This window comes from Actinomadura luteofluorescens (assembly GCF_013409365.1).
GTDB lineage: Bacteria > Actinomycetota > Actinomycetes > Streptosporangiales > Streptosporangiaceae > Spirillospora > Spirillospora luteofluorescens.
The window spans coordinates 8531228-8552220 of the sequence record NZ_JACCBA010000001.1 but is presented as its reverse complement, the minus strand read 5'-3'; the positions used below and the strand labels follow the sequence as shown (position 1 = coordinate 8552220).

Here is a 20993-nt window from a genome sequence, read left to right as displayed (position 1 = left end):
TCACTCCTCCCGGGACCACTGCGCCGTCGAGGCCAGCAGTTCCTTGGTGTAGGAGTCCTCGGGGTCGTGGAAGACGTCGTCCACGCCGGCGAACTCGCGGATCTGGCCGGCGTACATCACGGCGATGCGCCGGCACATCTGGGCGATGACCCCCATGTCGTGGGACACCAGCAGCACTCCGATCCCCCGGTCGGCGACCGTGGTGCGGATCAGTTCGAGGATCTGCGCCTGCACGGTCACGTCCAGGCCGGTCGTCGGCTCGTCGGCGATCAGGAGCCGTGGTCCGGCGGTGACCGCCATGGCGATCATCACCCGCTGGTTCATGCCGCCCGACAACTGGTGCGGGTACCGGCCCATGACCGCGCGCGGATCCCGGATACCGACCGAGTCCAGCAGCGCCTCGGCGCGGTCGCGGCGGGCGGACCGGCTCCTCCGTCCCTCGCGCCCGCCGTCTCGCCGCGCGTCCAGGAACGCCAGCAACCGTGCCAGTTGGGCGCCGATCCGCATCGTGGGGTTGAGCGCTGCGGTCGGGTTCTGGAAGATCATCGTGGCGTTGGGCCGGCCCAGCATGCGGCCGTCCCGTAGGAACGGCTCGCCGCCGAGTTCGGCGCTGCCGCGCACGGCTCGGACACCGTCGGGCAGCAGTCCGAGCAGGGAGAGCGCGGTCATCGTCTTGCCGGAGCCGGACTCCCCGACGATGCCGACGATCTCCCCCGGTTCCACGTCCAGGGCGACGCCGCGCACGAGTTCGCGGCCGTCCGCGGCCTCGATCGACAACCCCTCCACCGTCAGCAGCGTCATCGCAGCCTCCTGTCCAGCCAGTCGCCGATGATCTGGAACGAGGCGGCGGAGAGCAGGATCATCAGGCCGGGGAAGAACGACGGCCACCAGGAGCCGCCCAGGTTGTCCCCCACCCCCTCGGCGATCATGGCGCCCCACTCGGCCGTCGGCGGCCGCACGCCGACGCCGAGGAACGACAGGGCGGCGAAGTCGAGGATGGCCCAGGACGCGACGAGTGTGGACTGCACGAACGGGTACTTGAAGGAATTGGGCAGGACGTGCGCGACGGCGATGCGCGCCGTGGACGCCCCCGTCAGCCGGGCGGCGGCGATGTAGTCCGCCGACCGGACCTCCAGGGCCTTGGCGCGCGTGAGCCGGACCAGCAGCGGGACGAAGGCCACCACGACCGCGGTGGCGGCGAACCAGGCGTTCTTGTCCAGCGAGGCGGTGATGATCAGCGCGAGCACCACGCCGGGGAACGCCAGCAGCACGTCGGTGACGCGCATCACCACCCCGTCGACCGTCCGTCCGAACGTCGCGCTGAGCGCGCCGACAACCGAACCGATCATCAGGACGAGCAGGGCGACGGACAGCCCGAGGACGATGTCGATGCGGGCGGCGGCGACGCAGCGCAGGAACACGTCGCGCCCGTAGCGGTCGGTGCCGAACGGATGCTCGACGGAGGGCGGCAGGAGCCCCGCGCTGTCCTGGGCGACGTCGCCGGTGCCGAAAATGGGCGGCACCAGGACGGCTGCCGCGATGATGAGACCGAGGACGGCGAATGCCGCGTAGGCCACGGGGTCGCCGAGCCTCATCCGTCCCGCCGCGTTGCCCCGCAGGGTCACCGCGCCGTCGGTCGGGGTCCCGGTGCCGGTCGCCGCCACGGGGTCACCTCCCTTCCGTGATCTCGACCCGGGGGTCGACCCGGCGGTAGACGAACTCCAGGACCGTGTTGATGAGGACGTAGGCCACCCCGATGAAGATCACGTATCCGCGCAGCGCGAACAGGTCGTTCTCCTGGAGGGACCGGTAGGCGTAGCCACCGATCCCCGGCCAGGCGAACAGCTGCTCGATCAGCACGTTCCCGCCCGCCAGGACGAAGCCGGCGACCAGCCCGATATTGGTGATCACCGGCAGGAGCGAGTTGCGCAACCCGTCCCGGAGGAGGATCGAGGACCGTGGGTAGCCGAAGGAGCGCGACGTCCGCGCGTAGTCGGACTCCAGTGCCCGGATGGTGGACGAGCGGACCACCTTGATGATGGACGGCGAGGCGAAGACGCCGAGCAGGATCGCAGGCAGGAGCAGGGTTCGCAGCGCGGCGCCGGCCGTGGCCGTGTCGCCCGCCAGCAGCGCGTCGACGACCGAGAACCCGGTGACGTGGTCGGGCGCCGGAAATCCCCGGGGCAGCCGGCCGGTCGGACTGTTGAAGACGCCCAGCTCGTTGACGAACAGGGCGATCGCGACCAGCGCGACCCAGAAGATCGCCGTCGCGGACGCGAAGACGACGTACAGCTGGACGAGCGTGTCCAGCGGGCGGCGGCGGTGGACGGCAGCGGCGACGCCGAGTCCGACGCCCACGACGACCGCGATCAGCAGGGAGAGCAGCCCGAGTTCCAGCGTCGCGGGGAGCCGGTCCAGCAGTTCCCCCCGGACCGGACGGCCGGTCCGGATCGACGTGCCCAGATCGAGCTGGAACAGCGCGGACATGTAGTCGGCGAACTGCGCGGCGATGGGCTTGTCGAGCCCGTACTGGGCGCGCACCCCCGCCACCTGCTCCTCGGTCGCGTACTGGCCGGCGGCGATGCGCGCCGGATCGCCGGGGAGGAGTTGGGTGATGAAGAAGACCAGCACGGCCACGCTGACCACGCTGATGACCGCGACCCCGGCACGCGTCCGGAGGGACCTGAGCATGATGGGCTCCTTGTAGCACCTGGAAGGCGACGACCCGGCCGGCGGACCGCCGTCCGGGCGGCCTCGCCTACTGCGTGACCCGCAACTTGTCGAACCGCAGGTTGGCGTCGTTGGAGTGGGTGATCCCGGAGACCCCTCGCCGGGCGCCGATCAGTGTGTTGCGGGTGAACAGGAACGCCCATGGCGCCTCGTCGATGATGATCTGCTGGGCCTGGTGGGAGAGCGAGCGCCGCTCGGCGGCGTCGGTCGTCGCCATTGCTTTCTCGAGGAGCTCGTCGACCTTCTTGTTGGAGAAGTTCGTGTAGTTGGTGAACAGCCCGGATTTCAGCAGGAAGAACATCTGGTAGACCGAGTCCTGGCCCCAGGAGTACCAGGAGTCGATGTACATCTGCATCTTCCCCAGGTTGGAATTGAAGTCGGCCTCGCTCATCTCGTTGAGTTCGACCTTGATGCCGGACTTCGCCAGCGCGCTCTGGATGAAGACCGCGGACTGGCGGAGTGACACCTCCGTCGTCGGAACCGACAGCTTCAGGGTCAGCTCGCCCGGGCTCACACCGGCCTCGGCCAGCAGCTTCCTGGCCGCTTCGGGATCGGTTCCGTAGGCCACTCGCCGGCCCGTGCCGTCGAGCGCGTCCTTCATGGGATGGGGGACGGCCCCGTAGGCGGCACCGGCATAGCCCTTCATCACGTCCTTGCGGAGCGCGTCGTAGGGCATGAGGTACGAGATGGCCCGGCGGACCCTCGCGTCCTTGAGCAGGGGGTCCTTGTTGTTCATGCCGATGTACACGATGTCGCTGTAGGCGAGGTCGTAGAGTTCGAGGCCGGCGTCCTTCGAGACCGCCTGGGCGATGTCGGGCGTCAGCCCGGTCACCAGGTCGACGGCGCCCTTCTGCAGGGCGAGGTAGGCCTGCTGCGGGTCCGGCATGCTCTTGATCTGGATCGTGTCGGCCGCGCCGGACAGGTCCGACGCCGTGAAGCGCTTGTTCTTCTTCAGGACGACGCCCTCGTCCTGCGTCATGGACTGGACGGTGTACGGGCCCGAGCCGGTGGACTGCTTGGCGAAGAACTTCGCGGACCACGGGTCATCCTTGGTCGCCGCGGCCTTGCCCGCGGACTTGTCCAGGATCGGGAAGATCTGGAAGGTCAGGAACTGCTCGATGAGCGCCGAGTAATGCGTCACGTGCAGTTCGACCACGGAGTCGCTTTTGGCGACGATGTCCTTCTCCGGATCCTTGACATTGAGCCACGAGCCCACTGCGGAGGCGTAGCCGACGTCGGAGAGGGCCCTTTGCAGCGAGTAGACGACGTCCTCGGACTTCAGGGGGCTGCCGTCAGCGAAAACGGCGTCCGCGCGCAGTTCGAAGGTCAGGACGGTGCGGTCGCCGTTCCATGTGGCGGACTTGGCGAGGTAGGGGGTGTTGCGGCCGGTGGGTTCGTGCGTCCCGTCGGCCGGGGCGGCGTAGTCCTCCTGAAGGAGCGTGCCGTAGATGTTTCCGACGACGCCGTATGCCGCCACCGAACGGAACTGGTGAGGATCGATGGTGTCGACGTCCGAGGGGAAGGCGATGATGACTTCGCCGGTGTTCTGCTTGGACGGCGAGCCTCCGCAGCCCGCCATGCCGATGGACAGTGCCAGGGCGGTCGCCGTCGCGGCCAGCCTTCGTGTTCCGCGCCTCATGCCAGGTTCTCCTTCTGCCGGTTTCAGCCGGCCGCCAGCGCCGCGCCGAGCTGCGCGATGTCTCCCCGGAGGGAGTCGATGAACAGTGGCGCGAGCGCCACTTCCTGGGAGCCGGCCTCATGCAGGGCATGGATCCTCTCCACGCAGGTGCCGAGGTCACCGCAGACGGCGAGCCGGTCGATCCAGGCGTCCGGCATGTCCGCCGCGAGCCGGGCGGCGCCGCCCTCGTCTGCGAGTGCCCGCAGTTCCACGGTGATGCCGATGGCGTCGGTCATCGCCGAGCCTTCGCCGTCGGCGAGGTAGGAGGCGAGAACGGGACGTATCTTCGCCCGGGCACTCGCCGCGTCGTTGTCCAGGACGAAGAAGGCGAAGGTCGAGATGGGTGTGCCGGCGCCCGCGGACGGGGGCGGGGAGGCGGCGAGGATCTCGCGTTCGACGCGCACGAACTCCGGGGAGGTGAACACCGACAGCAGCAGCCCGTCAGCGATCTCGCCGGTCAGGGCGGTCATCTTCGGGCCGGTGGCGCCGATCCAGATCGGCGGCGGCCGCTCGGGCGGGAACTCGAGGGCGACGCCGTCGAAGACGAAGCCGCCGTGCTCGCCGGTGACCTCGTCCCCGTCGAGCAGCGAGCGGATCGCGGCGACGGCCGCGCGCACCGCCGACAGCGGCCTGGCATGGGGGATGCCCTGCTGGTCGAGCCAGCCCAGACCGCCGGACCCGACACCGAGCCGGAAGCGGCCCGGATGGGCGGAGGCCAGGGTGGCGGCCTCCATGGCCGTCAGTGCCGGATGCCGGGCGAAGACCGAGAGCAGCCCCGTACCGACCGTGACCCGCCGGGTCGCGGCCAGGATCGTCGCCGCACCCGCGACACCGCCGGTGGCGAAATAGTCCTCCGTCGACCAGATGCTGGAGAAGCCGCAGGCCTCGACCGTCCGCGCCACATCGATCAGCTGGGACGGGTGGAAGCCGCTTCCCAGGACGAAGCCGACCTTCGCTTCCTCCCGGGCGCCCATGGGCTCGACCGTGCCGCCGTTCATCTCGCGCTCCTCTCCAGGATCTGCTCGGAGGTCAGGGGGACGAGCCCGGCCCGGGCGAGCCCGTCGACGAACCGGGCGAAGCCCGGGCGCGCGTCGATCGCCCGCACGATCAGCTCGCAGCCGCGTCGCTCCTCGCCCGCGCGCAGGAGGAGCACGCCCTGCCAGACGGTCGGCTCCATGTCCCCGCCGAGGACCTCCTGCGTCGCACGCAGCCCGGCGAGGGCGGTCTCCAACTCCTCTCCGGTGACCGGCTCGGTGCCGGTGACCAGGCCGGGCGCGAAGACGGACCTGAAGAAGACGTCGTAGGCCCGGCTCATCCGCAGATGCGTACCGAGCGCCTCCAGCGGATCGGCGTCGAAGTCCACGCGCAGGTCGCCCTCCCACAGGTTCGCGGCGGGCTCGGCGGACACGACCCGCAGCGCCGCCGACATGCGGCCGCGGACGTCGCCGCCGGCCTCCTCCCCGGCCCGGAGTCCCGCCAGCAACCGGTCCGCCAGATCGCCCTCGCCTCCGTTGAAGGCGTCCGACACGGCGTGCAGGACCCGTTCACCGTCGAGCATGTTGCCGATGGCGATCGAGGTGCCGGCGACCACCGCCCCACAGGACGACACGCAGCGCGCTCCGGTGTGGTGAGCGATCTCGCCCGAGGCGCCGACGAGGGCCACCTGGCGGATCTCCCGATCGGGGTCGGCCGACAGCAGGGCGGTCAGGGCCTCCTGCGGAGCTATCCCCATGCCCAGCAGGTCCAGGCCGCGTGGGCCGTAGGACACCTCGACGAACGCCTGCGTCACGACGGCACCGCAACCGGCCCGGGCGTGGTCGGCGACGCCCACCCCGTAGGCGTGGGAGGCGCTCGCCACTCCGAGCTGCCCGGTCCTCTCGTCCCGCGCCGCGATTGAGAAGGTCATGGCGTACCTGCTTTCAGCGTGACCAGGCCGGGTGCATCTAGGCCTCCAGGTACTCGGAGTAGTCGGTGCGTGTTCCGCTGCTGTAGGGCGTGTTGCCCAGTCCGCGGGCCGCGGCGGTGTCCTTCTCGGTCTTGGCCGCGGGGACCTCGTCGTCGGCGGGGCGGGTCGAGCAGTGGAAGTGCCACATCTTCCACTCGGGCCGCCCCTCCCCGTCGTCGCGCTTGTAGACCTCGGTCGACCGGTAGTACGCCGTTCGATCGAGGATCTGGTCCTCCGGAAGCGGGTTGCCCTCGTCGTCCCTGACTTCCCAGGCGGGGAAGACTCCTTCGGAGACCACGTAGGCCATGTCACCCGACACCTCCAGCCGCATGACGTGGTCCTCGCAGAGCCCCCAGCGGCCGGTCCTCGCGTAGAAGGACCACAGGTTCGCCAGGTCGTCCACCCCGAAATACGGGTGGTCGTTGAGGTTGAGCATCAGAAAGTCGCGCTCCCCCGCGGGGAATACAGTCCGCATCAGCGGAATATTGATATTGAAGTTCGAGTAGTACCAGTCGCGATGAAGCCGCAGAATCTTTTCCTCGTCGGACACCTGGTTCGCCATCTGACCGCGCTCCGCTCTCCGTACTGACGTAGTCGATTCACATGGTTGGAAGATTTCCGGTCACCGGTCGGCGCCGCCGTCCGCCCGGCGGGCGGGAACCAGCCGATTGCGGTCCACCTCGATGAGCACCATTCCCACGGCGTCGCCGTCCGACGCGAGGCTTTCGCACCGGGCGGCCTCCAGGACATAGAAGTCGCCTCCGCGCGCGGCGGGACGGCATGCCCGCACTCTCAACTCCACCCCGAGGATGCAGACCGTGTGCTCGTCGGTGAGCTCGTCCACCGCCACCGACTCCCAGAGATCGAGGATCCCTCCGGGAGGATCGCCGGACGGTGCCGGTCCGCACTCCGACCTCATGTGATCATCACGGGCCGGGATGGATCCGAGCCGGCGGGCGCTCGCGTCCGCGGCGCCGCCGTCCGGGCCGGTCTTCCGCCCGCCACCCGGGGCCTGGCGCCGCCCGGGCTTTCCCCCGGGCCCAACGATCAAGAAAGTCATCGCGTTTTCACCTTCCAAGAGCCGGTTTCCACGGCCGACTTCTCTGGATTTCGCGAAATGCCTCAGATATGGCACGGATGCTGGCCGGGGAGTCGGCCGGCGACTGCCCCACCGAGCCCCGTCCGGCGACTTCACGCCGGTCCGTCTTTCGTCGCGGGCCCGGCCTCCGAGGGTCCACTCGGCTTTACCGTCCTGCGACTGTAATTAGATTACATGCCCGGATGCGGCATGGCTAGGGCCGGTCCCGAAACGTTCGGTGATCAACGCTCCGGGCTCGGCAGCGGCAGGGCGGCACAGTCGGCGCAGTCGGCGACCGCGGCCAGGGCGTCGAAACACCGGGTCAGTTCTCCCCGGCGTCCCGCGGAGCCGCCGGGCACGGGGCCGGGGGCGTCCGCGAGCAAAGTGACGAACTTGTCCCTCAGATCCTCCCGGGTCACGGGACGGGAGTGGTGTCCGCGCGGGTTGGACACCGTCGCCTCGCGGGACTCGCCCGCGGTTTGGATCACCACCCGTGCGGGCGCGCGGGCCGGCCACAGCGCGTCCATCACGGGGTCGGCGGCGACCGTGACCCTTCTCGCGAACTCCGCGACGCGCCCGTCCCATTCGAAGGACGCCGGCCGCGTCGACCCGGTGATCAGGGCCGCGGCCACGGCGTAGGGGAGCGAGAACCGGGTGGACAGCGCGTTGGGCTCGGGAAGGCGGTCGATCCGCAGGTTCGCCGTGACGGTGGTCACTTCGATCCGCCTGACCGCCCACGGATCCTTGACGGGGAACTCGGCCCAGGCCGCTAGCAGCGCGTCGAGCACGCTGTGGTTCAGGGCGCAGGCGGAGTGGAACTTGAAGTAGTTGCGCCGGATGCGCAATGTCTCGGCGTCGACCGGTTCGGCGAAAACGCCCGGGGAAGCCGCGTACTGCTCCACCACCGACATGTGGGCCCTCAGAGAGCCGGTGAAGCCGGCCCGGTGCAGGACTCCGGCCAGCACGCCCGCCCGGTTGGCGTGGCCGCTCCAGGTGTTCCTGGCGGTCGCCCCCTCATAGCAGGCCTCCCACCCCGTCAGCAACGGCTGCGTTCCCGCGATCCGCACCAGGGCGACGGGGTCGAGCCAGGTCAGCATGGCCACGGCGGTCGCGGCCCCGATGGCACCGAAGTGGCCGTGCGGGTGCATGGAGCGGGGCAGCGAGAAGCACTCGAAGAGGCGGGCGGCCACCTCGTAGCCCGCCGCGATCGCGGTGGCCAGCTCCGCCCCGCCCGCCCCGGTCGCCTCGGCCACCGCCAGCGCGGCGGGCACCACGTGGATCGCCGGGTGACCGGTCGGCCGGAACCCCTCGTCGAGTTCGAGAAAAGTCCCGGCCGTGCCGTTGAGCCACGCCACCGTCGCCGGTGGGCCATGGCCGTCTCCGGGAACGAGCGTTCGCGCGGTGCTCGGTGCCGGGTCGCGCCCCAGTCCGAGGGACGGGTCGGCCGCCAGCGCGACGACCTCCGCCGTGCGGGCTCCGGCGGCCATGACGCCGACGCTGTCGGCGAGGACCAGGCCGACGTGGTCCAGGACGTCATCGGGCATTCCGGCCGGTGTCAGCGCGGCGGCACGCGTCACCAGGTCCTCGACCTGTTCGGCGAGGGACGCGGTCACCCCCGGCTCCGGGCATGATCGGCGGCGACGAACCGCCCGCGGCGGCCGCCCACCGGCTCGCCGTCCCGCATGGCGACCTCGCCGCCGAGGACGGCGGTGGTGACGCGGCCCCGCAGGGTCCAGCCGTCCCACGCGGTGACGGGGTTGAGGGCGTGCATGCGGTCGTGGGAAATGCTGTGGCCGCCGGACGGGTCGACCAGGGTCAGATCGGCGTCGGCGCCGGGCCGGACGGCGCCCTTGCGCGGCCACAGCCCGTAGAGCGCGGCGGTCGAGGAGGACAGCACCTGGGCCAGCCGGACCGGCGAGAGCCTGCCGCGGACCATCGCGTCCACCATGAGGGGGGCGAGCGTCTCGACGCCCAGCCCGCCGGCCGGGGCCTGCCCGAAGCCGAGCATCTTCTCCTCGACCAGGTGCGGCGCGTGGTCGGACCCGATCGAGGAGATCACCCCGTCGCCGATCGCGGCCCACAGCGCCTCCTGGTCGGCCCCGGTCCGCACCGGCGGGTAGACCTTGATCGCCGGTCCGAGCCGCGCGGCGTCCCGGTCGGTCAGCGTGAGGTAGTGCGGGCAGGTCTCGGCGGTGATCGGCACGCCGGCCGCCCTCGCCTCCCTGACCACGCGCGTACCCTCGGCCGACGCCATGTGCACGACGTGGAAACGGCACCCGGTGAGACGGGCGAACTGCGCCCCCACCGCGATCGAGGTGGCCTCGGCCGCGGCGGGACGCGCGGCGAGCAGGTCGTCGTAGGTGCTGATCGGGTGCCCGAGCAGTTCGGCTGACCGCGCGAGGATGTGCCGGTCCTCGCAGTGGGCGGCCAGCACTCCGCCGTACGAGGCGACCTCCCGGAACATCTCCAGGACCTCGCCGTTCTCCGGGGGCAGCAGCAGGGAGTCCGGCGGCGCGGCCGAGAAGTCGTACACCAGGCCCTTGGTGCGCCTGTCCAGCGCGTAGCCCCAGAAGAACTTCACCGCCACCGCCCCCGCCCGGTGGAGTCCGATGATCTCGTTCAGGTTGGCCGGCCCGAGGGCCATCCCCCACAGGCCGAAGTCGACCCAGGCCTTCTCCCCGTGCTCGGCGCGGCGGCGCTCGAAGGTGGCGACGTCGGTGACGGCCGGGACCGCGTTCGGCATCTCCAGGACGGTCGTGGTGCCGCCGCAGAGCGCGCCCAGCGTCGAGTGGTGGAAGGTCTCCTTGTGCGTGGCGCCGGGGTCACGGGAGTGCACGTGCGGGTCGATGAAGCCGGGGAAGACCAGCTGCCCGGACGCGTCGAGGTGCTCGTCGGCGGGCGGAGTCTCGTCCCGGTCCACCAGCGCCTGGATCCGGCCCTGTGCGCACAGGACGTCCGCCGCCATCAGGCCCTGCTCGGTGACCAGGGTTCCGTTGCGCACCAGCAGTCTCATGAAGGCTCTCCCACAGGCTCGGCAAGGACTGGCGGAAGGCGGGCGTCCGGCGCGACGGAGGCGGCGCGGGCGTCGAGACGCAGCATCGAGGCGAACAGCAGGGTGGTGCCGACGGCCAGCTTCGCCGGATCGGTCCATTCCTCCGGGACGTGGGACAGCCCCGCCCGGCTCGGCACGAAGATCATCGCGGTCGGCGTGACCCTGTTGATCATCTGGGCGTCGTGGCTGGCCCCGGAGGTCAGCACCCGGTAGCGGACGCCGATCTCGCCCGCGGCGCCCGTGACCTCGGCGCGCACCCAGTCCGGGAGCACCACGGCCGAGGTGTCGGCCAGCGGCCTGGCCGACAGGCCGACGCCCCGGCGCAGGCAGATCGCCCGCACTCGTCCCATGATCTCCGCGACCGCGCGGCGCTGGCGGTCGGCGTCGACGTCGCGGACGTCCAGGGAGAAGGTCACCCTGCCCGGGATGGTGGTGATCGACCCCGGCTCGACGAGGAGGCGGCCGACCGTCGCGCGGGCGCCCCGGTAGCGCGCGTCCAGGGCGAGCCGCTCGGCGGCGAGCACGGCCTCCGCGGCGGCGGCCAGCGCGTCCGCCCGTCCCCGCATCGGCGTGCCACCGGTGTGGGAGGCGCGCCCGTCGGCCACCAGCTCCAGGCGGGTGGAGCCGGAGATGAGGTCGACGACGCCGACGTCGACACCGGAGTCGTCCAGGACCGATCCCTGCTCTATGTGCAGTTCCACGAACGCCGACCAGTCCGCCGGGCGCCACGGCGCCGAGGCCGCCGCGTCCGGGTCGAGGCCCACGGCGGCCATCGCCTCCGCGAGCGAGATGCCGTCCCGATCCCGCCGATCGTCGAGCTCGGCACGGCTCGAAAGGCCGGCCGCGAGTTTGGAGCCGCAGCACGCCTGCCCGAACCTGGCGCCCTCCTCCGCCGCGAAGGCCACGAACCGCAGCGGCAGGTCGGTCTCCACTCCGGCCTGGTGCAGCATGCGTGCCACCTCCACCGCCGCCGCAACGCCCGCGATGCCGTCGAACCGGCCCCCGGCGTAGACCGAGTCCAGGTGGCTTCCGGTGCCGACCGCCGGGCCCTCGTTCCGGCCCGGCCGGCTCGCGATGGTGTTCCCGGCGCAGTCGGTGCGGACCGCGCAGCCGGCGTCCTCCATCCATTCGGCGAAGAGTTCGTGGGCTCGCCGTTCGAGCCTGGTGTAGGCGAGCCGGGTGACGCCCGGGCCTCCCTCGCTCAGCGCCGCCATGGCCTCGAGGGTGGACCAGAGCCGGTCGGCGTCCGCCGTGACGGGGACGGGGCGCGTCATGCCACGATCTCCTCTCCAGAGGCTGCGATGTCCTTGCCGGCGTCGGCCGCGGCCGGACCGCGGATCGCGGCGGCCAGCAACTCGGCGTCATCGAACAGCCGGTCGAGCGTCGCCCCCGCACGGGCGAGCCTTTCGGCCGCTCCCGCGTTCCGGTCGACGGCGGCGAGCACGCCCGCCACCGCCGCGCCGCGCCGCCGCGCCGCCCGGACCGCCAGCTCGGCGGACGCGCCGGTCCCCGCCACCCCCTCGACCACGAGCACTCGCTCGCCCGGATGCAGCTCGCCGTGGCAGCGGAGCTCCCGTCCACCGGGCGTCTGCGTCCGGCGGGCGATGACCAGGGGGATGCCCGTCTCCAGTGCCAGCGCTGCGCCCAGCACGAGCGAGTGGGTCTCCCTGGCGACCAGACGGTCCACGTCCGGCGGCACCATGTCCGCGAGGAAGCACACCAGGCGGCGCAGGACCGTCGGCTTGGTCAGGAACTGGTCGGCGTCGACGAACCGACCGTGGGCGCCCCAGGCCGCGGCCACGACGTCCGCGATCAGTTCGGCTCGGCGGACACGATCGGTCTGGAAGGCCCGCGGGCCGCCGCGCGCCAGCGCGTCCAGGAAGTCGCCGTCGCCGCTCCCCCGGGCGCTCATGACCGGCCGCCCCGCTCGCGCCCGGGCAGGATGCCCTCGCGCTCGGCGACCTCCCAGAGCTTCTCGACCGCGGCCGCCGCCGAGCGGATCACCCCGGCCTCGTCGCACCTCACCGGGCGGCCGTCCCGGACGACGACGTCCCCGTTGACGATCACGAGGGAGACGTCGGCGGGAGTCGCGTTCCACACCAGGTTCCGGAGCGGGTCGCGCACCGGTTGCAGCGGCGCGGCGTCCAGGTCGACCACCACCAGGTCGGCGGTGGCGCCCGGTTCGATCCGCCCGAGGTCGGGCCGCGAGAGCGCGGCGGCGCCCGTCTCGGTCGCCGCGCGCAGCAGGGTGGCGGCGTCCCCGGCACCCGGGTCGCCCCTGGACAGTTTGGAGACGAAGCCCGCGGCCCGCATCTCGGCGAAGTGGTCGAAGCTGTACGCGTCCGTGCCTATACCGGTGCGGACGCCATGGCGGTGGAACCGGTCGAACGACACCGTCACCCCGCTGCGGGCGAAGGTCAGGGGGCAGTTGGCGACGGTGGTCCCGCTCTCGCGGAGCAGGTCCAGATCTCCCGCCTTCGCGTAGACGCAGTGCGCGGCGATGAGACTGGGGCCGAGCAGCCCGGCCCGGTGCAGCAGCTCCACGGGTGTCACCCCGTGGCGCCGCCCGACCACGTCGACCTCCATGCGGCTCTGCGCGACGTGGATGCTCGCGAACGTGGAGCGTTCCCGCACTTCGTGCGCGATCCGCCGCAGCAGCCCGGGTGAGCAGGTGTCGGTGGCGTGCGGTCCGAACCCGATCCGCACCAGGCCTCCCGGACCGTCGTCGTACTCGTCCGCGACCTTCAGCGCGTCCCGCAGCGACCGGTCCTCGTCGATCGCCTCGTAGATCGGATCGCCGAGGGCGTCCACTCCCCGGGTGGGCGTGGAGAAGATGTACGGCGCGCCGAAGACGCGGAGACCCATCTGCTTGGCCACGGCGAAGAACGCGCTGTGCACGGCGCGCGGCATGTCCAGGACCGCGGTCGTCCCGCTCCGCAGGAGCTCCACGACGGCCAGCTGGTAGACGGCCCTGATCTCGTCCTCCGCCAGCATCCTGCCGGCCAGATCGCCGAGAGGAAGGAGCAGGCCGTGGACGAGGCCGTCGGCCTCCGTCTCCGGCCCCAAGTCATCGACGATCCCACGGAAGATCGGCCCGTTGAGGGAGTGATTATGCAGGTTGACGAAACCGGGAAACAAGATTCCCTGGGGCGCCTCGATATGCCGGATGATCTCAGGGGGACGGTCGCGAAGGACGTCGATGATCCGCGATCCCTGGAGGACGACGGTCGCGTTCTCGACGATCTCGAAGGCTCCCGCCGACCCTGGAAGGAGGGTCCAGCGGGCACTCACGGCGGTGACGGGAGAAGGCATCGCGGACCCCATTGCAAGCGAGATGTAATCGTATTACATTGAACCATACTCACCGGGCCGCCCACGTCAACCCCACGGATCCAGGCCCGCGCCACAGCATCGGAGACCGCCGTGAGTGAACTCTTCGTCGTGCGGAACGCGCACGTCTTCGCCCCAGAGGACCTGGGCGTCCGTGACATCCTCTGCGCCGGCGGTCGGATCGTCGCGCTGGAGCCGGAGCTTGACGTCGGCACTCTGACGGTGCCCGCGCTCGACGCCGACGGAAGGCGCGTCGTCCCGGGCATGGTCGACGGACACGTGCATATCATCGGAGGCGGCGGCGGCGAAGGATATGACTCCCGAATTCCCGAACTATGGGCGGGAGAACTCGCGGCCGCAGGGATCACAACCGTTGTGGCTCCACCGGGGCTCGACATGGTGACAAAAAATCTCGAAGGGCTTCTCGCCAAAACCTACGCCCTGGAGAACGAAGGGCTGAGCGCCTACATGATGGTGGGAGGATTCCAGCGGCCTTTTCGCACCGTCACCGGATCCTTGCGCCGCGACATCTACACCATCAAAAAGATCATCGGGGTCAAGATAGCCCTGGGCGAGACCCGCGCCTCGCGCTTCCGCAAGCGCGAGCTCGTCGAGCTGGCCGCCCGGCTTCACTGGCTGTCGGGGTTCACCGGCAAAGCCTGCCTGCTGCACGCCCACCTGGGCGAGGCCGAGCACCCCGCGGCCCAGCTCGTCCACACGATGCGCACGTCGGGCGTCCCGCCCCACCGTTTCCAGGCGACCCACTGCAACTTCACGCCCGACACGATGCAGGCGGCCGAGGAGGTGGCGCGGCACGGCGGTTACGTCGACTTCAACCCGATCCTGACCCCGGAGTTCGGGCATCCCTGGGCCGTGTCCGTCGTCCCGGCCATCCTGCGGAGCCTGGCCGCCGGAATCGACGACCGGCTGGTGACCATGACAACTGACGGGAACGCCAGCGTCCCAATGCTCCTCGCGGACGGGACGCGCGGCGCCTACGAGAAGAGTCTCAACTGGTTGTGGCGCGCCGTGGTGGATCTCGTGCGGGAGGGCGTCGCGCTGCCGCGAGCGCTGTCGTTCGTGACCGTCAACCCCGCCCGGGCCCTGGGGCTGGAATCCCGGAAGGGGCACATCCGCGTCGGCGCGGACGCTGACCTCGTGGTCATCGGATCCGACATGGCAATCGAGCATGTGATCGCCCGCGGCAGACATCTGGTCGACGGCGGCCGCCCGGCGATCATGTCCCTCTACGAGCCCGGTCGGCACTCTGTGGCAATCGGCTGATAGGACGACCGCCACGGCCGCGGGCTCGCGTGAGGGAGCCCGCGGCCGTCAGGAATCGTCGTCGGCAGCCTTGGAGGAACTCCCACCGAACCCCGGTGTGCAACACGAACAAGATTCCGCACAGCACCTTGCGATCGTCCAACCGCCTACGCCCCGGATGGTGCTTGCGGCGCTCGACCTTCGGCAGCAGCGGTTCGATCCGCTCCCACAGGCTGTCGGCCCCGATCCATGAAGGTTGCTCGCCCTTGGGCACCCGCCCACGCCACACCCCCACATCACGCCATGTCGCACCACATCCACACCGGGATCGACGGAGATGAAGCGGCCTGTGTCTGGGTCGTACTCGCGGGCGCCGAGATGGGTGAGGCCTGCCGGGGGCTTGGGTGCCACCGAGAAAACCCTTGTCGTTTGGCCAGGTGGCGTCGTCATCGAAGCCGCGGACGGAACCGAAGGGAGTGAAACGGCGGACGGTGGCTTCCTGGGTCGCGGCGTTGACAGCGACTTGGGACGCGCCTTGGGCGTCGCCAGGGATAGGGTCATGCGGAGCGTCGCCGAGTCGTAGTCGTAGTCGTAGCCGACGTTGACGTTCTTGCTTCCCGCCGACAGAACGTACCCGCGGACCTGCGGGCCATCGAAAATCCTGAGGCTAGAGCTCCTTGGATCGGAAGGCTCTCATGGTGCCGATGCCTTCTCGGCATGACCACACATTTACACCATCATGCTGAATTCGAGCTGTCGCCTCAGATTCAGCACTTCGAACATTCAGACGATGATCTGCCAGGAATGACTTCAACATTATTCTGCGACAGAATACTAAGAAGCAAGTCGAATTTGGAAATCGGCCCGCCAGCAATATCTACCACTGCAGACAGGGACGAGCGCGCAACGGAAATGTTCCGCCAAATCAGCCGAACCAGGGTGCCTTGAAGATAATCCTCAAGGGACTCGTCCAATTCGGTAAAACTACACCCGATATACCCTCCTGGGCCACGGAAAGCCTCGCCAATCGCACAGAAGAAACTCGCGACATCCTTGATTTCATCACCCTCCATAACGAACTCTCGAGGGGGAACCGAACGCTCCCCCTTAGAAGGGGATTCGGCGTACCTGAGACCGGCTACTTCTAGCCACGCTTCACGGGCTCCGACCTGAAGCGTGCACCATTCACCGCGCTGCGGCCGGGAAACGCGGAACCTGTCCCACAACCTGCGGGCCTCGGCATGCGGAGCCAAACCCGTTCGTGCCGTGACGACTAGATATTCCGGCGTATCCCCGGCTACTAGCTTGGCGGCCCACAGCACGTAGCGCCCCATGGGCCGACCTTCGGTGTCGAGGACAAGAACCTCAATGTCCCCCCTAAGCGTCTCGATCGGCGCGTCTAGGGTCGGCCGCACAAGCCTGAAGGTGACTCGGGCATTCTCGGCGTCGAGCAACGCACCGAAGTCGTCGTCGCTGTAGCGCCCGACAAAAAACCCTTCCAGTTCGCAGGCGGATACGAATGTGTCACTTTCCTCGAACCGGACAGAATACTTCACTGACAACGTCGCCCAACCTCCACTGGGAACACGTCGAATCAACAGGTAACAACGGTGATCTTCTGGTACTCGACTTTCGGGTCCGTGTATCCATACTCCCCAAAGCGGTTCGGACCGTGCACCAGCACCGGCCCGGGGGTAGGCCCTGCCCCTGGAGCCTGATTGTGCAGGACCGGTTGTGTCCGCGGCGGTGGACTTGCGAATGCTGCAGCCGCCACCACCTGAAAATCAAGTCGGTGAGCTGGCCGACCAGGGCCGAACGGTTCAGCGCGTCGGCCAACTGGTTGACGTCTTGCTCGCGCAGGGGCCGCCACGCGGCCCGGGGGTCGATGGCGATGTTGAGACCGGAGCGGATGATGAGATCCACATGCTCGTCGGCGTTGCCGGATGAATCACGTGGTGCGTCGGGGCGATGGATGGCCCACGGGTCGGACTGCACTCGCGTGTCGCCTTCTGCGAACAACGCGGCGAGTTTCTGCCAGCTGGCCGGGTGAGTGGTGTTGTGGTGCCGGACGGGCGCCGCCCCCTCGATGAGCAGCGGCCGCGGCCCGACGCCGGGAACCACACGAATGACCAGGACGTACCTGCCTGAGCCGTCGTCCATCAGAACCGGAACGATCTCGGGCACCCAAGGGGGCTCAATGGCGCCGTGGCAGTGCTCGGACACACGTTCGAGCGTCTTCTCTTTGACACCGGTGACGCGGCGGTCATCGGTGACACCGACCAGGACCAGACCGCCATAGGTGTTGGCCAACGCGGCCACGGCCTTGGCGATGCTGGTGCTCATGTCGGCCTTGTACTCAAGCATGGGGCTCTCGGGGCCGACCATCGCCACCAGGCGACGAATCTGATCGATCGTCACCTGGGAAGGGGCACTGTGCAGCAGAGTCTGAGCCAAGGACACGAGGTTCATCATCGTGGATGGCCGACCGGTACCACTCACAGTTTTCAGGCACACGCGCAGGCATCTGACTCCCCCAGAGTCAAGCGCAAGCGTTGACCTCCCCAGCCCGCACACTGCCGGCCCCTCGACCGCCCCCGGACGACGCAGTCACGTTGATCGACCGTCTGGATGAGCTTCGGGAATCTGCGAAACGCACGGTGGCTCCCCGCGCTGGCTCCCGAGACTACGAAGCGGTCATCGGGACGCACGACATCAGGTCAGGGACGACGCCCTGACCTGCGAGAACTTGGGGTGGGCGATACTGGGTTCGAACCAGTGGCCTCTTCGGTGTGAACACGATCTAGCAAGCCCAACCCAAGCGACTTCTCGGCATCACCGCAGGTCAAGTTACGTCCTTCGGCACACCACAGCGCAACTCAGGGAAGATCAGGTCCGTTGCGCTCTCCCGTAATTAGCGCGCTGCTTCCAGCGAGTGTACGTGACCCACCGCGGCCGACCGCCCAGATGGCTCACGCGACAGCCCACCGAGCCGACTTGCTCGATGGCCACCCAGCGGTGTCAGGTAGACCAACGTTCTCCGTCGGCGCGGCGGAGGATCAATGCGAGCCAATAATGGCTCGATCACGACGCTCACGTCGGAGGTAGATGATCAGCCACTTATGACACCGCCGAGGCGGCCAGCACCTTGCAACGACCATCCTCTCCGAAATTCGGTCAAATAATTCCGCTGCCGGTCACCTTGACACTTTGGAACTGTTCCTCTGCCTGACGTTCTACACCGGCCGGCACACCACCTTCGGCAGTTCGTCAACGTCTGTATGCCCAAGGACATCTCTTGAGAGGGGCAGGACGGTCCCACAGGCTTCTGGAAGGAGCCGAGGCGCTGCCCGGTCACGGCGCGCCGTCTCAACCTGGACGGGATGGCCATCACGTCGTTTCTCGGCCGGGCGCCGGCATCGGCCTCGGCTCGACGCCCTGCGAACCGTCTCGGTCGAGGCACCCCAGCCTGGCTGCAACGACCCTCATCGCCGACCACTCGCTGGGATAGGTCGGGGACCTCGGTCACCATGCGGACTGCACGCTTGCGCAACTCCGGTGAATAGGGGATGGACATGCCATGGCATGGTTCATGTCCACCACCTGCGCCTTCTGTGCTCCTTCGGATATCCAGACGCCCAACCTGCACCCGGCAGGCCGCCCGGGCGAGGCAGCACCTATGGTCGGCTCACCGCGCTGATGGCGCTGCTGCTGTGGTATCTCGGGGACTGTAAGGTTATCGGCACCTCTCTGTGTCAAGCGGCGGCGAGCAGAGAGGTATCCAACTTGTTGGATCAGTGGCGTTGATCGCGGTCTGCAGCCAAGATCAACAAGGCTTTGGCCGGGGTCGCTCTAGTTACACCTGCCGCCCCTCAGGCTGGCTCATTTAACGGCGTGCGTGCCGGCCACAGCCGCCGGCGAGAGTGGCTCAAGAGAGGTCTGCACCGCCCCAAGTTGGTTTGCCCTCCTCGCCTGTCACCCCCCTGCCCCGGACCGCCGAGGAGCGCCACGCCGTCGTCTCTCCAACTCGCCGACATCCAGGTCGTTATCGCGGTCGATCCGCACAAGGCCTCCTGGACCGCGGTGGCGGTCGACGCCCGGCTGCAATCTTTGGGCGCTGTGCGGGTGCCGGTCAGCAAGGCCGGCTACCGGCAGCTTGCAGCGATTCGCCTGTGCCTGGCCGCGGGCCCGCTGGGCCGTTGAAGGCGCCCGCGGTCTCGGCGCACCGCTCACGGCACGGTTGGCAGACGACGGCATCGCCGTGCTCGACGTGCCGGCCAAGCTCGCCCGACGCGTCCGGCTGCTGTCCACCGGCCACGGCCGCAAGACCGACGAAGCCGACGCCCCTGTCGGTCGGCATCGCCGCACAGACCGCCACCGGACTGCACGTGGCCCGCCTGGACGAGGCCATCACCGCGCTGCGCGCTCTGATCGAGCACCGCGAGGACCTGGTGCGCGCCCGCACCCAGACCATCAACCGGCTGCACGCCCTGCTCACCAAGCTCCTCCCGGCCGGCCTGCCGCGCAAGCTGACCGCCGACATCGCCGCCAAGGCCTTGCGCGGAGTGCGTCCTCAGACCGTCCTGGGCTGCACGCTGCGCGCCCTGGCGGTGGGCCTGGTCGCCGAGATCCGGAGGCTGGACCGGCGGATCACCGGGGTCGCCGACCAGATCTCCGCGGCGGTAGGTGATTCCGGCACCACACTCACCGAGCTGCACGGCATCGGCGACTTGCTGGCGGCCAGAATCCTGGCGCGCACCGCAGGCGTTGATGGCCATCACCCAGATCCGTCGCCAGACCGCCGGTCAGGACTTCTACCAGCGCAAAGGCGCCGAGGGGAAGAGTCACAAAGAAGCCCTGCGCGGCCTGAAACGACGGCTCTGCGACGTCGTCTACCGGACCATGATCCGAGACACGGATACCTCTCTGCTCGCCGCCGCTTGACACAGAGAGGTGCCGTTGACTGGACAGACCCGTATCTCGGGCTCGGTCGCCAGCCGGGGTGAGACGGCTACCGCTGTGAGCGTCGCCGCGGTGCCGTGTAGAAGTCCTTAGCCTTGTCGACGTCCGCGACCGGCACCACGACGAAATCGAGCTTCATGTCCATGACCTGCGGCTCCTGTGCTCGTCCGTAGGCGCCAGCGGACGCGCCCGCGGGCATGATGCTGAATACGCCGATGTCCAAGGAGGCAGATCGTGAAGCACGAGTACCTGGTCACCATGACCACCCGTGTCCCGGACGGAACCCCGGCGCGCGAGGTGGACGACATCCGGGCGCGCGAAGCCGCCAACACCAGCGTCCTGGCCGCCCAGGGGCGGGTGCTGCGCCTGTGGCGGCCGCCGCTGGGGCCGGGAGAGTGGCGCACGATCGGGCTGTTCACCGCCGACGGCCCAGACGACCTCGAGCGGACGCTCGCCGCGATGCCGCTGCGCGTCTGGCGCACCGACCAGATCACCGCGCTGGACCCCCACCCCAACGACCCGGGGCGCGGCAAGGTCCCGCTCGCAGCGGCTGGGGGCGAGTACCTGGTCACGTTCACCGTCGAGGTGCCGGACGCGACGACCCCGCAGGCCCGCGACGAGATGTTCGCCCGCGAGGCCGCCCGCGCGCGTGAACTGGCCGCCGAAGGCCGCCTCCTCCGTCTGTGGAGCCTGCCCGGCGAGGGCCGCAACCTCGGCCTCTTTCAGGCCGCCGACGCCAAGCTGATGCAGGAAATTCTGCGCTCGCTCCCGCTGGCCGCCTGGTTCACCACAGAGACGGTGCCCCTGACGCGCCACCCCAGCGACCCGTGAGCACCCCGGGCCAGGGCCTTCCCAGAAACGCCGGCCTTCCCGCCATTTACCGATCTTGGCTGATGGCACTCCCTATTCGGCGATTCAACGCCGGCGGCCGCGACCGAGGAGCGCGGTGCAGCGAGGC

At 69.4% G+C, this 20993-nt stretch carries 20 protein-coding genes; 3 read left to right on the top strand and 17 right to left on the bottom strand.

The window, feature by feature from the left end; translation table 11 throughout:
* From BJY14_RS39360 to BJY14_RS39300, 13 genes are all read right to left on the bottom strand, one after another.
* Complete coding sequence (locus BJY14_RS39360; RefSeq protein WP_179848238.1) at positions 1-801, bottom strand: ABC transporter ATP-binding protein; 801 nt, start codon at positions 799-801, stop codon at positions 1-3.
* Positions 798-1664 carry an ABC transporter permease gene (locus BJY14_RS47545; protein ID WP_179848237.1) on the bottom strand — a complete coding sequence of 289 codons (867 nt, stop codon included), beginning with the start codon at positions 1662-1664 and terminating at the stop codon, positions 798-800. The genes BJY14_RS39360 and BJY14_RS47545 overlap by 4 nt, the downstream gene beginning before the upstream one ends.
* Before the next feature lie 4 nt (positions 1665-1668).
* Positions 1669-2691 (bottom strand): ABC transporter permease, encoded by a 1023-nt coding sequence (locus BJY14_RS39350; protein WP_179848236.1) that lies wholly within the window; start codon positions 2689-2691, stop codon positions 1669-1671.
* A 67-nt stretch (positions 2692-2758) separates the two neighbouring features.
* Positions 2759-4369 (bottom strand): ABC transporter substrate-binding protein, encoded by a 1611-nt coding sequence (locus BJY14_RS39345; RefSeq protein WP_179848235.1) that lies wholly within the window; start codon positions 4367-4369, stop codon positions 2759-2761.
* 23 nt (positions 4370-4392) lie between these two features.
* Positions 4393-5406, bottom strand: a complete 1014-nt coding sequence (locus tag BJY14_RS39340; protein ID WP_179848234.1) for an LLM class flavin-dependent oxidoreductase — start codon at positions 5404-5406, stop codon at positions 4393-4395.
* Positions 5403-6314 (bottom strand): DUF1028 domain-containing protein, encoded by a 912-nt coding sequence (locus tag BJY14_RS39335; RefSeq protein ID WP_179848233.1) that lies wholly within the window; start codon positions 6312-6314, stop codon positions 5403-5405. The genes BJY14_RS39340 and BJY14_RS39335 overlap by 4 nt, the downstream gene beginning before the upstream one ends.
* Positions 6315-6351: 37 nt before the next feature.
* Complete coding sequence (locus BJY14_RS39330) at positions 6352-6828, bottom strand: Cif family virulence factor (protein WP_179848232.1); 477 nt, start codon at positions 6826-6828, stop codon at positions 6352-6354.
* 147 nt (positions 6829-6975) lie between these two features.
* Positions 6976-7272, bottom strand: coding sequence for a hypothetical protein (locus tag BJY14_RS39325; RefSeq protein ID WP_179848231.1), 297 nt, complete (start codon positions 7270-7272; stop codon positions 6976-6978).
* Positions 7273-7673: 401 nt separating this feature from the next.
* Positions 7674-9044: an MmgE/PrpD family protein gene (locus tag BJY14_RS39320; protein WP_179848230.1), complete on the bottom strand. Its 1371-nt coding sequence runs from the start codon at positions 9042-9044 to the stop codon at positions 7674-7676.
* Positions 9041-10444 carry a dihydroorotase gene (locus tag BJY14_RS39315; protein WP_179848229.1) on the bottom strand — a complete coding sequence of 468 codons (1404 nt, stop codon included), beginning with the start codon at positions 10442-10444 and terminating at the stop codon, positions 9041-9043. The genes BJY14_RS39320 and BJY14_RS39315 overlap by 4 nt, the downstream gene beginning before the upstream one ends.
* Positions 10441-11757, bottom strand: coding sequence for a Zn-dependent hydrolase (locus BJY14_RS39310; RefSeq protein ID WP_179848228.1), 1317 nt, complete (start codon positions 11755-11757; stop codon positions 10441-10443). Before BJY14_RS39310 ends, BJY14_RS39315 begins: the two co-directional genes overlap by 4 nt.
* Complete coding sequence (locus tag BJY14_RS39305) at positions 11754-12395, bottom strand: hypothetical protein (RefSeq protein ID WP_179848227.1); 642 nt, start codon at positions 12393-12395, stop codon at positions 11754-11756. Before BJY14_RS39305 ends, BJY14_RS39310 begins: the two co-directional genes overlap by 4 nt.
* Entirely contained in the window at positions 12392-13774 is a 1383-nt protein-coding gene (locus BJY14_RS39300) for an amidohydrolase family protein (protein WP_218905793.1), read from the bottom strand. The genes BJY14_RS39305 and BJY14_RS39300 overlap by 4 nt, the downstream gene beginning before the upstream one ends.
* A 132-nt stretch (positions 13775-13906) precedes the next feature.
* Here BJY14_RS39300 and BJY14_RS39295 point away from each other — a divergent pair, with 132 nt between their 5' ends.
* Positions 13907-15097 (top strand): amidohydrolase family protein, encoded by a 1191-nt coding sequence (locus BJY14_RS39295; RefSeq protein ID WP_179848225.1) that lies wholly within the window; start codon positions 13907-13909, stop codon positions 15095-15097.
* Here BJY14_RS39295 and BJY14_RS47910 read toward each other — a convergent pair.
* The 3 genes from BJY14_RS47910 to BJY14_RS39280 form a co-directional block, all read right to left on the bottom strand.
* The gene (locus BJY14_RS47910; protein WP_179848224.1) at positions 15051-15350 is read right to left on the bottom strand and encodes a transposase; all 300 of its coding nucleotides are present in this window, start codon (positions 15348-15350) and stop codon (positions 15051-15053) included. The genes BJY14_RS39295 and BJY14_RS47910 overlap by 47 nt on opposite strands.
* Before the next feature lie 493 nt (positions 15351-15843).
* Complete coding sequence (locus tag BJY14_RS39285) at positions 15844-16632, bottom strand: barstar family protein (RefSeq protein ID WP_179848223.1); 789 nt, start codon at positions 16630-16632, stop codon at positions 15844-15846.
* Positions 16601-17494 (bottom strand): RNA-binding domain-containing protein, encoded by an 894-nt coding sequence (locus BJY14_RS39280; RefSeq protein ID WP_179848222.1) that lies wholly within the window; start codon positions 17492-17494, stop codon positions 16601-16603. Before BJY14_RS39280 ends, BJY14_RS39285 begins: the two co-directional genes overlap by 32 nt.
* Positions 17495-19461: 1967 nt before the next feature.
* Between BJY14_RS39280 and BJY14_RS44690 the strand changes: the two genes are divergently transcribed.
* Entirely contained in the window at positions 19462-20079 is a 618-nt protein-coding gene (locus BJY14_RS44690; protein WP_218905792.1) for a hypothetical protein, read from the top strand.
* A 5-nt stretch (positions 20080-20084) separates the two neighbouring features.
* Here BJY14_RS44690 and BJY14_RS44685 read toward each other — a convergent pair whose 3' ends face one another.
* Positions 20085-20258: a hypothetical protein gene (locus BJY14_RS44685; RefSeq protein WP_218905791.1), complete on the bottom strand. Its 174-nt coding sequence runs from the start codon at positions 20256-20258 to the stop codon at positions 20085-20087.
* An 11-nt stretch (positions 20259-20269) separates the two neighbouring features.
* Here BJY14_RS44685 and BJY14_RS39265 point away from each other — a divergent pair, with 11 nt between their 5' ends.
* Complete coding sequence (locus tag BJY14_RS39265) at positions 20270-20866, top strand: muconolactone Delta-isomerase family protein (RefSeq protein WP_218905790.1); 597 nt, start codon at positions 20270-20272, stop codon at positions 20864-20866.
* The last annotated feature ends 127 nt before the right edge of the window (positions 20867-20993 follow it).